This window comes from Azospira sp. I13 (genome assembly GCF_003112695.1).
Taxonomy (GTDB): domain Bacteria; phylum Pseudomonadota; class Gammaproteobacteria; order Burkholderiales; family Rhodocyclaceae; genus Azospira.
Window position 1 is genome coordinate 143,852 of the sequence record NZ_BFBP01000004.1, and the last position, 12,594, is coordinate 156,445.

At 67.5% G+C, this 12,594-nt stretch carries 14 protein-coding genes; 5 read left to right on the forward strand and 9 right to left on the reverse strand.

The window, feature by feature from the left end; all coding sequences use genetic code 11:
* Positions 1-386 precede the first annotated feature (386 nt).
* The 4 genes from fliD to AZSI13_RS05370 all read right to left on the reverse strand — a co-directional run bounded on the left by fliD (position 387) and on the right by AZSI13_RS05370 (position 4,071).
* The gene (gene fliD / locus AZSI13_RS05355; RefSeq protein ID WP_109040148.1) at positions 387-1,823 is read right to left on the reverse strand and encodes a flagellar filament capping protein FliD; all 1,437 of its coding nucleotides are present in this window, start codon (positions 1,821-1,823) and stop codon (positions 387-389) included.
* 148 nt (positions 1,824-1,971) lie between these two features.
* Positions 1,972-2,802: a Sir2 family NAD-dependent protein deacetylase gene (locus AZSI13_RS05360; RefSeq protein WP_109040149.1), complete on the reverse strand. Its 831-nt coding sequence runs from the start codon at positions 2,800-2,802 to the stop codon at positions 1,972-1,974.
* Positions 2,803-2,920: 118 nt separating this feature from the next.
* Positions 2,921-3,244 (reverse strand): multidrug efflux SMR transporter, encoded by a 324-nt coding sequence (locus AZSI13_RS05365; protein ID WP_109040150.1) that lies wholly within the window; start codon positions 3,242-3,244, stop codon positions 2,921-2,923.
* Positions 3,245-3,378: 134 nt separating this feature from the next.
* On the reverse strand, positions 3,379-4,071 hold the full coding sequence (locus AZSI13_RS05370) for a Bax inhibitor-1 family protein (protein ID WP_109040151.1): 693 nt from the start codon (positions 4,069-4,071) through the stop codon (positions 3,379-3,381).
* A gap of 141 nt (positions 4,072-4,212) precedes the next feature.
* Between AZSI13_RS05370 and AZSI13_RS05375 the strand changes: the two genes are divergently transcribed.
* Positions 4,213-4,560, forward strand: a complete 348-nt coding sequence (locus AZSI13_RS05375) for a nucleotide pyrophosphohydrolase (protein WP_109040152.1) — start codon at positions 4,213-4,215, stop codon at positions 4,558-4,560.
* Positions 4,561-4,644: 84 nt separating this feature from the next.
* On the opposite strand, the gene AZSI13_RS05380 is transcribed toward AZSI13_RS05375, so the two are convergent.
* The 3 genes from AZSI13_RS05380 to AZSI13_RS05390 all read right to left on the reverse strand — a co-directional run bounded on the left by AZSI13_RS05380 (position 4,645) and on the right by AZSI13_RS05390 (position 6,748).
* Positions 4,645-5,400 (reverse strand): LrgB family protein, encoded by a 756-nt coding sequence (locus AZSI13_RS05380; RefSeq protein WP_109040153.1) that lies wholly within the window; start codon positions 5,398-5,400, stop codon positions 4,645-4,647.
* Complete coding sequence (locus AZSI13_RS05385) at positions 5,397-5,759, reverse strand: CidA/LrgA family protein (protein WP_109040154.1); 363 nt, start codon at positions 5,757-5,759, stop codon at positions 5,397-5,399. The genes AZSI13_RS05380 and AZSI13_RS05385 overlap by 4 nt, the downstream gene beginning before the upstream one ends.
* Before the next feature lie 110 nt (positions 5,760-5,869).
* Positions 5,870-6,748, reverse strand: coding sequence for a LysR family transcriptional regulator (locus tag AZSI13_RS05390; RefSeq protein ID WP_201262315.1), 879 nt, complete (start codon positions 6,746-6,748; stop codon positions 5,870-5,872).
* A 139-nt stretch (positions 6,749-6,887) separates the two neighbouring features.
* Here AZSI13_RS05390 and AZSI13_RS05395 point away from each other — a divergent pair, with 139 nt between their 5' ends.
* The 4 genes from AZSI13_RS05395 to AZSI13_RS05410 all read left to right on the forward strand — a co-directional run bounded on the left by AZSI13_RS05395 (position 6,888) and on the right by AZSI13_RS05410 (position 10,188).
* Entirely contained in the window at positions 6,888-7,916 is a 1,029-nt protein-coding gene (locus AZSI13_RS05395; protein ID WP_109040156.1) for a quinone oxidoreductase, read from the forward strand.
* Positions 7,917-7,936: 20 nt separating this feature from the next.
* On the forward strand, positions 7,937-8,245 hold the full coding sequence (locus AZSI13_RS18160; RefSeq protein WP_109040157.1) for a YciI family protein: 309 nt from the start codon (positions 7,937-7,939) through the stop codon (positions 8,243-8,245).
* Positions 8,246-8,257: 12 nt separating this feature from the next.
* Positions 8,258-8,761 (forward strand): cupin domain-containing protein, encoded by a 504-nt coding sequence (locus tag AZSI13_RS05405; RefSeq protein WP_109040158.1) that lies wholly within the window; start codon positions 8,258-8,260, stop codon positions 8,759-8,761.
* 140 nt (positions 8,762-8,901) lie between these two features.
* A complete protein-coding gene (locus AZSI13_RS05410; RefSeq protein ID WP_109040159.1) occupies positions 8,902-10,188 on the forward strand; it encodes a hemolysin family protein in 1,287 nt (428 codons plus the stop codon).
* 328 nt (positions 10,189-10,516) lie between these two features.
* Here AZSI13_RS05410 and AZSI13_RS05415 read toward each other — a convergent pair whose 3' ends face one another.
* Both AZSI13_RS05415 and AZSI13_RS05420 read right to left on the reverse strand, forming a co-directional pair.
* Positions 10,517-10,972, reverse strand: a complete 456-nt coding sequence (locus AZSI13_RS05415; protein WP_109040160.1) for a cytochrome c — start codon at positions 10,970-10,972, stop codon at positions 10,517-10,519.
* A 184-nt stretch (positions 10,973-11,156) separates the two neighbouring features.
* Positions 11,157-12,338 (reverse strand): acetylornithine transaminase, encoded by a 1,182-nt coding sequence (locus AZSI13_RS05420; RefSeq protein WP_109040161.1) that lies wholly within the window; start codon positions 12,336-12,338, stop codon positions 11,157-11,159.
* Positions 12,339-12,594: the final 256 nt, after the last annotated feature.

The window sequence follows — 12,594 nt, forward strand, 5'->3', positions numbered from 1 at the left end:
GAGAAATTCCATTAGGTTCGCCAGCGCTGGCAAGCGCGCCCAGACACCCGAACAGCGCGACACGCGATACACACGAAGCTCCGCGCAGGCATTCAAAGGTACTTTAAGCGGCATGGATGGTCGGGAAGGCAATAGGCACGCCATTCTTCGAGGTCATGCCCCGCTCAGGCAGGCGGGATGCGCCTTTCGTGGCATGTCCCCGACAGACGTGGGTTTCCGGGTGTTTTTAAGCGCAGGTTGCCCATACAACGGGCTGATATTGGGTTTGAAGCCTGACCTGAAGCGGAGCCAGAAGCGGGGTGTAGCACTGCGGTTTCGATGACGCTGCTGCCGCAATGAAAAAGGGCGATCCCGCGGGATCGCCCTTTTTTTCCGCCCGGCCGTCTTCAGCGGCTGAACAGGGAATTGGCCAGGCCCGGATTGTTCAGACCGCCCAGCAGCCCCAACCCGCCCAGGCCGCCACTGCTGTTGCCCAGCAGGTTGCTGAGCAACTGGCCGGTGCTGTTGAGGGAAGCGGTCAGGCTGCCCAGGCTGCCGTACTGGGAAAGCAGGCTCTGTTGCTGGCTGAGCAGGGAACCCACCAGGCTGCTTTGCAGGCTGTCGCTGGAGAAGCTCGGGGAGGCGAGGCTGGGGGCCGCTGTTTTCAGCAGGTTATCCACCGAGAGGCTGCCGCCGCTGTCCACCTGGGCCAGCACCCGGTTGGCCACGCCCTGTTCGGAGGTGGTGGTGAATAGCTTGGCCACCCCATCCGGATTGCTGGTGATGGCGGCCTTCAGCTTGTTGTTATCGACGCTCAGGGTGCCGTTGGCGTTGCTGCTGATGCCGATGTCGGCCAGCTTGCGTGCATTGTCACCGCCCGCATCCTGGCCCGGGGTCAGGGCGTTGGCCAGACCGTTGCGCAGGAAGGACGAGGTCAGGCCGAATCCGGTGTATTCCTTGCCCAGACTGCTCAGGCTGTTTTGCACCGTGTTGTAGGCATCGACGAAATCGGTCACCGCCTTGGCCTGATCGGGATTGGCGCCGACGCTCAGGGTGCTGGTGCCGGTGGCGGTGAGCTTGAGGGTCAGGCCCTCCACCGAAGTGGTGGCGGTGTTGGTGCCGGAAGTGAAGGCCGAGCCATTCACCGTGCCCTGGGCGTCTTGGGCCTGCTGGGTGAGCAACAACCCGTTGCCGCCGGGCGGGCTGCTGAAGAAGCCCTGCAGGGTGGCATCGCCGCTGGCGCTGACGGTGAAGGCATTGCCGGCGCCGCTTTCGCCGCTTAGTTTCAGCTGGTAGCCGTTGGCACTGCTGACCACACTGGCGCTGACGCCGATATCTGCCCGGTTGATGGCGTCGGCCATGCCCTTGAGGGTGTTGTCACCGCCACCGATGTCAACGCTGGCGCTACGCCCGCTGGCGAACTGGAAGGTCACCTTGGTGTCGGCGCCGCTGCCGACCGTATCGTACTTGGACCCCTGGGTGGCGGAGGTCAGCACCTGACCCTGGGCCAGCTGATCCACCTTCACCGTGTAGGCGCCCTGGGCGGTGCCTTCGGCGGCGCTGCCCTTGACCACGCCGGAGGTGGAGGAACTCACCGCCAGGGAGGAGAAGGAACCCGGCTGGGTCAGCTTTTCTGCTGCCGTCTGCAAATCCGCCACGGCGCTCAGGGCCTTGCCCAGGCTCGATACCGTGGTGCGGCTGCTGCCGCTCAGCGCCGAAATGCCGCTGCTTTCCTGGCTGCGCTGGGTGGCAGAAAGGGGCGAGAGGCTGGAGGTGCTGTTTAGCCCATACAGGCCATAGGGGCTGTAGTAGGCAAAGATCGAGTTGAGGCTGCTGGTGTCCATGATGGTGCCCTCACGACAAAACCGGGGTCACTTCCTTTATAGCACCGGCATTTACAAATTTCCTGTGAAATATCCAACGGTTGCGGCATTTTTGTGGGGTTTTTTCATTCCTTCGGCATCCGCTGCCGCCTGCCCTGCGGCGTGGCGGTTAATCCAGGAAGCCGGCTGCCCGCAACTCCCGGGCGATGGCCTGGAGCCCCACGTGGGCGCCCAGGGCCAGGCTCACCGCCTGGCCGGTGCACACCTCCGGTTCCCCGGGGTTGATGCGGATGAGGGGGGCACCGCGCATTTCCCCGAACCAGCGCACCGTGGGAATGGCCGTGCCGGCGCCGATTTCCACCACCACCGGCCGTTCCACCGTGGCCAGCCAGTTCTCCAGGCGCTGCCGTTGCACTTCGGTACGGCCCGATTGCCAGTTCCAGTCGCCGAACATCAGTACATTGGGTCGGGCCAGGGCGCCGCAATCCGGGCAGCGGGGCAAGGGCGACAAGAGGCGGCAGCGCGCTGCGTCCACCGTCGGTGAAAAATCCTCCGCCGGCCAGATGTGGCCCCGGCAGTCGTGAAAACACTGGAGGTAATGCAGGCTGCCGTGGCATTCGGCCACCCGGGCCGCATCGAAGCCGGCCTTCTGGAACTGGCCATCCACATTGCTGGTGAAGACGAAGGCGCCCCGGGGCAGCCGCTCGGCCATGGCCAGCAGCAGGGCGAAGCCGGGGTGGGGCTGGGTCTCCCGGTAGAGGGCCAGGCGATGGGCGTAAAAGCCCCAGGCCTGCTCCGGGTCCTGCACGAAGGCTTCGGGATTGGCAATTTCCTCGAACAGGATGTGGGCCCGCCCCAAGGCCGGGTAGGCCCGCCAGAAGCCCTGGGGGCCACGGAAATCCGGTAGGCCGGAATCGATGCCCATACCGGCGCCGGCGGTGATCAGCAGACCATCGGCATCCAGCAGATATTGGGCGGCAGTGGTGACGGGATCCTGCATGGGCGACCCAGGAGCATGACGGGATGCTGTCAGTGTAATGCTGCCGGGCACCCGCGCACAGGGGCGGCCGGGGCCAGGCATGACCCAGCGGGGAGTCAGCCGGTACTTGGCCGGGTGCTTAGCCGGTGGCCAGCTTCATGCCCACCACGCCGACGATGACCAGGGCCATGGCGCCGATCTGGCCGCCGTTGAGCTGCTCCCCAAACAGCAGGGCGCCGCAGAGGGCCACGCCCACCGCACCGAGGCCGGTCCAGATGGCATAGGCAACGCCGGCCGGAATGCCCCGCATGGCGAAGGAAAGCAGGGTCATGTTGATCAGGGTGAGGCCCAGTGAGCCCACCATGGGCCAGGGGCCCGGGTGCTGCTGAATGAATTTCAGGCTGAGGGCCCAGAGGATTTCCGTGACCACTGCCACGGCGAGAATCAGCCAATAGCCGACCATAGCTTGCTCCTTGCAAGGTGATCGGGCTCATGCTGCGAACGGAACGGCCCCTGGAAACCCGCAAGAAGGCGCCGCATCCGGGCGCCGGAGCGCCGGGAGGGGCGCGATTATGCCACGGCCGGGCGGCGATGCTTTCAACGGTGCAGCAAATCCAGCAGGTCAAGGAACAGGTTGATGATGTCCAGGTACAGGCTGAGCGCCAGACTGAAGGCCTTTTCCCAGGTATTGACGGGGCTGAGGGTGACGCGGTTGAAGTCGTAGACCAAATAGCCGACAAAGATGATGCAGCCGCACAGGGCTTGGATGCGCCGCCAGGTATCCGAGATGGAAAACAGCAGGCGGTAGAGGCCGGCCAGGATCAGCAGTATCAGGCCGGTGAAGAGGATGCCGCGGAGGAAGGAGAAGTCGATGCCTGAGTAGTTGCCAACGAGAAAGGCGACGAAGGTGAGCATGGCGGTCAGGGCCAGGATCTTGGCTCCGAGGTTTTCGTCCACCATAACCAGACTCAGGGCCAACTCGATACCCGTCAGGACTGACCACAGGCAGAAAAGGGGAACGCCGATGGAGAGATTGCCCTTGCCAACGAAGATCAGCAGGAGGAACACGAGAATGTCCACGCCAAGGAGGCTCCAGAACCAGGGCGCGACCGTCGGCCAGTCCAGCGTCAGGTCCAGTTCGCCGGACAGGGGCTCGGTTCCGCTGATCCAGTCGGCCTGGGCGTAATAGCATTGGCGCAGCCAGAAAATGAAGGCGACGGTGCTGGCCCAGGTCAGGGCCAGCTGCAGGCTCAGAATGAGGAAGGTCTTGCCGTAGAGGGTGTCGAGCATGGCGGCGCATCAAGGTTGATCAACCATGATTATGCCATTGGCGTTGTCGCGCCGCTCTGGGGAAGGCGGGGCGCAGAGGCCGATCCTGGCCTGCCGGCTCCGCTATGATGGCGCCTTGCCCCTTTTTCGCTCCCCGCCGCCATGACCCAACTGGAAGAACTCCGCGCCGTCGTCCGCCAATTCGTCAGCGAACGGGGCTGGGACCAGCATCACAACCCGAAAAACCTGGCCATGGCCATGACCGTGGAGGCGGCGGAGGTGCTGGAGCATTTCCAGTGGCTCTCCGAAGCCGAGAGCTTCCGCCTCTCGCCGGAAAAGCGGCGGGAAGTGGCCCATGAACTGTCCGACGTACTGATGGGCGTCATCCGGGTGGCCGACCTGCTGGAGATCGACCTGGCCGCCGCCTTCGCCGAAAAGATGGCACTCAACCGCGAGAAATACCCGCCTGAGAAGGTCCGGGGGCGGGCCGTGAAGTACACTGAGCTTTAAGGGGGCTGCCCTGGCAACCAGGCGGGACGGGCATGAGCGCCATGTCCATGGCGGCAAGCCGCGTCCCTATTGCCTTGCAGCCGGTCAGGCCAGCCAGGCCTTGACCCAGGGCAATACCAGCGGCAGCAGCAGGGCCGTCAGAGCGCCGTTGAGGCCCATGGCCAGGGCGGCGAAGGCGCCGCATTGTTCGCTCACCTGGAAAGCCCGGGCGGTGCCGATGCCGTGGGAGGCGATGCCGATGGCGAAGCCGCGCACGGCGTGGTCCTGAATCTTCAGTCCGTTGAACAGGTAGCGGGCGCCGACTGCGCCGAGGATGCCGGTGGTGATGACCAGCACCGCGGTCAGCGACGGCAGGCCGCCGGTGCGCTCGGCGATGCCCATGGCGATGGGCGTGGTCACCGACTTGGGGGCCAGGGAGAGCAGGGTGGCCAGGCTGGCGCCGAAGAGCTTGCCCACGGCCATGGCCGAGAGGGCGGCGGTGAGGCAGCCGGCCACCAGGGCGATGACGATGGGCCAGAACATGGCCCGGACACGCTTGATCTGAGCGTAGAGGGGGATGGCCAGGGCCACGGTGGCCGGGCCCAGCAGGAAATGCACGAACTGGGCGCCGTCGAAATAGGTCTGGTAGGGCGTGCCGGTGAGCGCCAGCAGGGCCACCAGAAAGGCCACCGCCAGCAGCACCGGGTTGGCCACCGGGTGGAACTTGGCCTGGCGGTAAAGGGCGAAGGCCCCCTGGTAGGCCAGCAGCGTGACGGTGAGGCCGAGCAGGGGCGAGGCCGCCAGATAGACCCAGATTTCCGCTAGGGGGGCGGTGAGGGGGGCGATGATCGGCGCACTCACGGCTGGCTCTCCCCGCGGGGAGCCGCATGCCGCGTCAGGGCCTTGAGCAGCAGCCCGGTGGCCGCCAGGGTGATGGCGGTGCTGATGAACAGGGAAAGGGCGATGGGCAGCCATTCATCCTGCAGCCGGTGCAGATGGAGCATGACCCCGGTGCCGGCGGGCACGAACAGCAGGGAAAGGTGCTGCAGCAGATTCTGGGAGGTGCTCTGCAACTCGTGGCCCGGCCCCTGGCGCAGCACCAGGAAGAGGAACAGCAGCACCATGCCGATCACCGGCCCGGGCACCGGCAGGGCCAGGCCGTGGGCAATGATTTCGCCAGCCAGTTGGAAAAGCAGGAGTTGGGTGAGGGCGGCAAGCATGGCGCGCTCCTTTCAAGGGGAAGGGTCGCAGTATATTTGTGACTAATAAGAAAAATTAGATGCAAATATGGCGATTAATATTCGACAAAAAGTAAAGAATCGGCGGGGATTCAATCGCGGCTGCCGGTCTCTTCGGTACCGGTCGGCAGGCTGAACAGTGCTTCCGCCTCCTGCACCAGTTGGGCCAGGGCATCGGCCACGGCCCGTACCCGGGGGGAGCGGCGCACGTCCGGGTGCATCACCAGCCAGAGCTGGCGCTGCACGGGGCAGGGCGGGCCCTCCACCACGGCCAGGGCCGGATCGTGGCGGCCGAGAAAGTGGGGCAGTACCGTGACCCCCAGACCGGCCCGGGCCCCCTGGTAGAGGGCGGCCAGATCGTTGCTGCGCAGGATGAAGCGGCGCCCGGCCGCCACCGCTTCCAGCCATTGCTGCTGGGGCACCTGGCGCAGGCTTTCGTCGTAACCGAGAAATTCCCATTCTTCCGCCGGGCGCTGGCTGTAGCCCGGCGCCGCGTAGAGGCCGTAGCCCATCTCGCCCAGGGAGCGGGCCACCAGGCCGGGGGCATTGGGGCGGGAGAGGCGCAGGGCCAGGTCCGCCTCGCCCCGGGCCAGGTTGGCTTCCCGGCTTTCGCCGACGATTTCCAGGTCGATGCCCGGCCAGTGCCGCCGCAGCGGCGCCAGGCGGGGCACCAGGAAATGGCTGGCCACCACCGGCGGGGCCGACAGCCGTACCGTCCCCTGCAGGGCCGAGACGCCCAGGGCGGCCCGGGAAAAGGCCAGGGCCTCATCCTCCAGGCGCCGGGCCTGGGCCGCCAGGGTTTCCCCTTCCGGCGTCAGTTGCCAGCCCCGGGGCAGGCGGTCGAAGAGGCGCAGGTTGAGGCTCAGCTCCAGGGCCTCGACGCGCCGCGCCACGGTACTGTGTTCCACCCCCAGGCGGCGGGCGGCGCCGGAGAGGCTGCCCTGGCGGGCCAGTTCCAGAAAGTGGCGCACGTCGTCCCACTGCAGGTCCCGGGAGGGAGCTGGGCTGTTTGTGTTTTTTTGCACAATGATTGTGTGTTTATTGGGAATTGTTGGGCAATTTTCATCGGGATACGCTGGCGGCGCAATGTTCATTTTCACGGAGCCCCTCATGAATGCCGTTCTCTCCCCCACCACCGCCGCCCAGCCTGATGCTGGCGCCGACATCGTTTCCCAGGTACGCCTGCAGGCCTATGGCGACGCCTCTGCCCTGAGCGTGGAGGCCGGCGTGCTGCCAGCCCCCGGCCCCGGCGAGATCCGGGTGCGCCATACCGCCATCGGCGTCAATTTCGTCGACATCTACCACCGCACCGGCCTCTACCCCCTGCCCGCCCTGCCGGCCACCCTGGGGGTGGAGGCGGCCGGGGTGGTGGAAGCCCTGGGGCCCGGGGTGACGGAGCTGGCCGTGGGCCAGCGCATCGCCTACGCCGGCCCGCCCGCCGGCAGCTACGCCAGCGCCCGCAACCTGCCTGCCGCCCGGGCCATTCCCCTGCCGGCTGCGGTGGCCGACGACACCATCGCCAGCCTGCTGCTGCGGGGCATTACCGCCCACATGCTGTTCGCCCATGTGCGGCGTTTGCAGGCCGGGGAGACGGTGCTGGTCCATGCCGCCGCCGGTGGCCTGGGCCTGGTGCTGGTGCAATGGGCCAAGGCCCTGGGCGCCCGGGTGATCGGCACCGTGGGTAGCCAGGCCAAGGCCGAACTGGCCCTGGCCCACGGCCTGGACCACGCCATCCTCTACCGGGAGCAGGATTTCGTGCCGGCAGTGCGGGACCTGACCGGCGGCGAGGGCGTGGATTACGCCATCGACGGCATCGGCGGCCAGACCCTGCTGGCCACCCTGGGGGCGGTGCGGCCCTACGGCATGGCGGCCAGCATCGGCCAGGTGGCCGGCGACAGCGGCCCCCTGGACCTGGGCCAGCTGGGGCCGGCCCGTTCCATCGCCCTGTCCCGCCCCGGGGTGTTCCGCTTCATGACCGATCCGGCCCGCTACCGGGAAGGGGCGGCGGCTACCCTGGCCATGCTGGCAGCCGGCCTGCGGCCCCAGGTGGGAGCCGTGCTGCCCCTGGCCCAGGCCGCGCAAGCCCATCGCCTGCTGGAAGCGGGGGAGACCGTGGGCGCCCTGCTGCTGCGTCCCTGAACCTTTGAAGGAGCCGAACCATGCTTTATCTCGTCGTGCTGACCTACCTGCGGCCTCTGGCCGAGGTGGATGCCCAACTGGCGGCCCATCGCGCCTACCTGACCGAGCATTACCGGGCTGGCCATTTCCTCCTTTCCGGCCCCCAGGACCCTCGCCGGGGCGGTGTCATCCTGGCCCGGGCCGATGCCCGGGAGATCGTGGAGACCTGGGTGGCCCAGGACCCCTTCCACCGTGCCGGCGTGGCCAGCTATGAGATCATCGGCTGGCAACCCCTGCTGCGGGCGGCGGAAGTGCCGGAGTGCCTGGCCCCCGCCGCCAGCGTCCCCTGAAAGGAGCGCCCCATGCCGACCCCCGTTCGTCCCGTCCTGCATTCCCATGACCTCGAGTGGCGCGACCACGCCCAGGGGGAGCGCTACCAGGCCCGCTTTGCCCCGGTGGCCGGCCCCCTGGGGCTGACGGCCCTGGGGGGGCGGCTGGTGGAGCTGCCGCCGGGCAAGCGGGCCTGGCCGTTCCATCACCACCATGCCAATGAAGAACTGGTGGTGATCCTCTCGGGCCGGGGCGTGTGGCGCTACGGCGATGCCCGCCACGAAGTCGCCGCGGGGGACTTGCTGGGGGCGCCCGCTGGCGGGCCGGAAACGGCCCACCAGCTGATCAACGAGGGTACGGAGCCGCTGCGCTATCTGGCGGTGAGCACCATGATCGCCTCGGATGTGATGGGTTACCCGGATTCGGGCAAGTTCGTGGTGATGGCCGGTGCCGCCCCCGGCGGGTCCAAGGCCCGGCGTACTTTCGAGCATGTGGGCCGCCTGGCGGATGGCGTGGATTACTGGGACGGCGAGTAGAAAGCCGGGCAACCTGGCCGACGGGCCGACGTGCCGTAAGGTGAGGATGCAGGCGCCCCGGCCGCCCCACGGGCAGCGCCGGACCGGGAAATGGTGGCAGCGGGCGTAGAATCTGGCGATCCAGTCAATGGAGCATTCCCATGGATCTCTGGATTCTGATTTTTCTCATTCTTGGCAGCGGCGTGTTGTCCCTGGCCGAAATGGCCGTCGGGGCGAGCCGCAACTCCCATCTCGCCATGCTGGCCGAAGGCGGCTCCGCCGGGGCCGGCACGGTGCTGCGCTTCCGCCAGCATCCCAGCCGCCTGCTGGCCACCACCCAGCTGGGCATCACCGCCCTGGCCATGCTTTCCGGCGTTTTCGGCGAATCCCTGTGGGTGCCCCGGGCCGAGCTATGGCTGCGGGAGGGCGTTGGCCTGGCCGAGGCGCCGGCCTATTGGCTGGCCCTGGGCGGCGTGGTGACGGTGATCACCTTCTTCACCCTGGTCTTCGGCGAGGTCATTCCCAAGCGCCTGGCCCTGGCCAAACCGGAAGCCACCGCCGTGGCCCTGGCCGGGCCAATCAAGCTGCTGCTGCGCTTGGTTCATCCCCTGGTCTTCATCGTTTCCTGGGTGTCGGACCGCATCCTCGATCTCTTCCCCGCCAAGGGCACGGCGGAAGCGTCCGCCGCCGACGAAATTCGCTTCCTCATCGAATCCGGGCGCAAGGAAGGCGTGCTGGACCAGACCGAGAGCGAAATCCTCGGCAACGTCTTCCGCCTCGACAACCGCCGGGTCGGCGCCATCATGACCCCGGCCACCGGCATCGCCTACCTGGATCTGAGCCAGCCCCGGGAGGCCAACATGAAGGTGCTGCAGGAGCGGGCCGTCTCCCGCTTCCTGGTCTGCAAGGGCGGCTTCGGCAATCCCCTGGGCTTTGTCGAGAGCCGGGAATTGCTGCAGGCCCTGCTGGTGGGCAACGGCCTGGATTTCGGCAAGCTTTCCCCCAGCCCGCCCTTCTACGTGCCCAACAGCCTCTCCCTCATCGGCCTGCTGGAATTTTTCAAGGCCAACCAGACCCAGATCGCCCTGGTGGTCAATGAATTCGGCGGCACCGAAGGGCTGGTGACCCTCTCCGACCTGATGGGCACCGTGGTGGGCGACGTGCTCTCCGGCGCCGTGGAAGCGCCCCTGGCCCTGCAACGCAGCGACGGCAGCTGGCTGCTGGACGGCCTCTTGCCCATCGACGAGCTGAAGGAACTGCTGCAGATGGCCGAGCTGCCGGAGGAAGACCTGGGCAACTACCACACCGTAGGGGGCTTCGTAGTCTACCAGCTGGGGCGCATCCCCAAGAAGACCGAATCCTTCGAATGGGCCGGCTGGCGCTTCGAGGTCATGGACATGGAAAAGAACCGGGTGGACGAGGTGCTGGCCAAGCGCCTCGAGGGCTGATGGCCGCGGGCCGCCGGGTTTGCTGCCGCTGGCGGCGGGCCAGGGGAGGGCCAGGGAGTGGTGGGTGAGGACGGGCGCGTCAAGGTGGCTTCAGGTCGGCGCGATGGCGCCGGAGCCTGGAGCGACTTGGCGGCCCGGCGGATGGGCAGCGATGGAATGCCCCGGAAAATGCCCTGAAGCCCAGGCGGGGCGCGGGGCATGTCTGATCGCCGCGCCCAGCTTGCCTCCCGGCGGCAAGGGGGCGGAGATGCCCGTCCCTATTGCCCTGCCGGGGTGTTACGACGTTGCTTTCGGGCCGGGCGCAATGGCCATGCCCGTGGGGGAAAGCCTACTTCTTGAAGGTCTTGTGGCAGCTGCGGCAGGTGTTGTGGGTGGCCTCGTAGGCGGCGGTGGCCTTGGCTTCGTCCTTGCTGCGAGCGGCTTCCAGCAGGCGGCTGGTGGCGGCCAGGAAGGCCTGGCGCTCTTCCTCGAACTTGGCGCTCTCGCTCCACACCTTGTCCGTGGCCTTGGTGGGCGGGTAGTTGCTGTCGGCGGTGAAATGGCGCCACGGGCCTTCCTTCGCCGCCTCCAGCTTTTCCGCCGATTGCAGGAAGGCATCGGCATCGTAGCGTTTGTCCCGCAGCATCATGCCCATGGGCTCGAAAGCCTTGAGGATGGTGTTGAAGGCCGCCCGGCGCTGGGTCACGGGCTTGTCCGGGTGGGTGTCCGCCGGTTCGCCGCAGGCGCTGAGCAGCAGGGGCAGGGCGGCGAGACACAGGAGGGAACGCAAGGTGGGGGCAGGCATGGGGCTCCGCAAGGCAGCAGGAAAGATGCGCATTATGCCGGGGATGGCCCCGCCCGGTGTATTCGTGAAGCACCTCACCCCGACCCTTGCCCGGCTGCGTCCGGGCCGGGCCACGGTCAGCCGCGACCCGGCTCGGGCCGCCAGGCGGTGCCCCGCCCGGCGCTCTGCCCGGGGGCTGGGCGCCTCAGGCAGCCAGCAGTTCCTCCAGCCAGGCCAGCATCTGGTCGATCTCTTCCCGGCTCACCGTCAGGGCGGGCATGAAGCGCAGCAGGTGGGGCCGCGGGGCGTTCAGCAGCAATCCTTGCGGGGCCCGCTGGCGCGCCGCCTCCACCAGGGCCGGGCCCCGCTCATCCGGCAGCAGCAGGGCCCGCAGCAGGCCGCTGCCCCGTTCGCCGCCCAGCCCCTGCCGCTCCGAAAGGGCTTGCAGCCCGGCGGCCAGATACTCGCCCTTGGCCGTCACCTCCTCGAGAAAGCCCGGCGCCGTCAGCACATCCAGCACCGCACAGCCCACCGCCGTCATCAGCGGGTTGCCGTTGTAGGTGCCGCCCTGGTCGCCGGCCTCGAAGCAGCACACCGATTCCCGGGCCAGCAGGGCCGAGAGGGGCACGCCGCCGCCGATGCCCTTGCCCAGGGTCATGATGTCCGGGGTGATGCCGGCGTGTTCGTGGGCGAAGAGCTTGCCGGTGCGGCCCATGCCGGTCTGCACCTCATCGACGATCAGCAGCAGGCCCCGGTCATCGGTGATCTGCCGCAGCAGTTGCAGGAATTCGACGCTGGCTGGCACCACCCCGGCCTCGCCCTGCACCGGCTCCAGCATGATGGCCACCGTCTGGTCAGTGATCAGGGCGGCCACGGAATCCAGGTCATTCAGCTGTGCCTTGGGAAAGCCCGGCACCTGGGGGGCGAAGAGCGTGTCCCAGCCCGGCTTGCCGGAGGCCGACATGGTGGCCAGGGTGCGGCCGTGGAAGCCGTCGGCAAAGGTGATGATCTCGTGGGCGCCGCCCTTGTGCTTCTGCCCCCACTTGCGCGCCAGCTTGATGGCGCCTTCGTTGGCTTCGGCGCCGGTGCTGGCGAAGAACACCCGGTCGAAACAGGAGCGCGCGGTCAGCCCCCGGGCCAGTTGCAGGGAAGGCGCGTTGTAAAAGGCCGGGCTGGGGTTGATCAGCTGGCCGGCCTGGGCCGTCAGGGCGGCGACGATGGCCGGGTGGCCGTGGCCCAGGCAATTCACGGCCCAGCCCTGGACGAAGTCCAGATAGCGCTTGCCCTGGTGGTCGGTGATCCAGGAGCCTTGGCCGCTGGTGAAGACGAGGTCGGGCCGGTGGGTGATCCACATCAGGGCGTCCTGGGCGGCGAGGGGGTGTTCCATTGCTGCGTTCTCCTTGTGGGATGGTAAAAAAACAAAAAGGCCACGGGGTTGCCGTGGCCTTTTGCGGGATGGGGGTCGAAACCCCCGGGGTCGGGAAGCGACTGGACCTTATCTCCGGACGACGGACGGCACGCGGGCGGAAAGCCGGCGGCGTCGCAAAGCGGTGGTGGAGAGGAAGTCGGTGCAGTACATGGGGAAAGAGTTTGCCACAGCCCGTTCGTGCTGCGGCATGAATTTTCTGCGACAGGGGGGGGGG

What these genes read in the sequence shown, in the direction of transcription:
- fliD (WP_109040148.1), bottom strand. Translation starts at nt 1,823, where the DNA reads ATGGACACCAGCAGCCTCAACTCGATCTTTGCCTACTACAGCCCCTAT.
- AZSI13_RS05360 (WP_109040149.1), bottom strand. Translation starts at nt 2,802, where the DNA reads ATGCAGGATCCCGTCACCACTGCCGCCCAATATCTGCTGGATGCCGAT.
- AZSI13_RS05365 (WP_109040150.1), bottom strand. Translation starts at nt 3,244, where the DNA reads ATGGTCGGCTATTGGCTGATTCTCGCCGTGGCAGTGGTCACGGAAATC.
- AZSI13_RS05370 (WP_109040151.1), bottom strand. Translation starts at nt 4,071, where the DNA reads ATGCTCGACACCCTCTACGGCAAGACCTTCCTCATTCTGAGCCTGCAG.
- AZSI13_RS05375 (WP_109040152.1), top strand. Translation starts at nt 4,213, where the DNA reads ATGACCCAACTGGAAGAACTCCGCGCCGTCGTCCGCCAATTCGTCAGC.
- AZSI13_RS05385 (WP_109040154.1), bottom strand. Translation starts at nt 5,759, where the DNA reads ATGCTTGCCGCCCTCACCCAACTCCTGCTTTTCCAACTGGCTGGCGAA.
- AZSI13_RS05395 (WP_109040156.1), top strand. Translation starts at nt 6,888, where the DNA reads ATGAATGCCGTTCTCTCCCCCACCACCGCCGCCCAGCCTGATGCTGGC.
- AZSI13_RS18160 (WP_109040157.1), top strand. Translation starts at nt 7,937, where the DNA reads ATGCTTTATCTCGTCGTGCTGACCTACCTGCGGCCTCTGGCCGAGGTG.
- AZSI13_RS05405 (WP_109040158.1), top strand. Translation starts at nt 8,258, where the DNA reads ATGCCGACCCCCGTTCGTCCCGTCCTGCATTCCCATGACCTCGAGTGG.
- AZSI13_RS05410 (WP_109040159.1), top strand. Translation starts at nt 8,902, where the DNA reads ATGGATCTCTGGATTCTGATTTTTCTCATTCTTGGCAGCGGCGTGTTG.
- AZSI13_RS05415 (WP_109040160.1), bottom strand. Translation starts at nt 10,972, where the DNA reads ATGCCTGCCCCCACCTTGCGTTCCCTCCTGTGTCTCGCCGCCCTGCCC.
- AZSI13_RS05420 (WP_109040161.1), bottom strand. Translation starts at nt 12,338, where the DNA reads ATGGAACACCCCCTCGCCGCCCAGGACGCCCTGATGTGGATCACCCAC.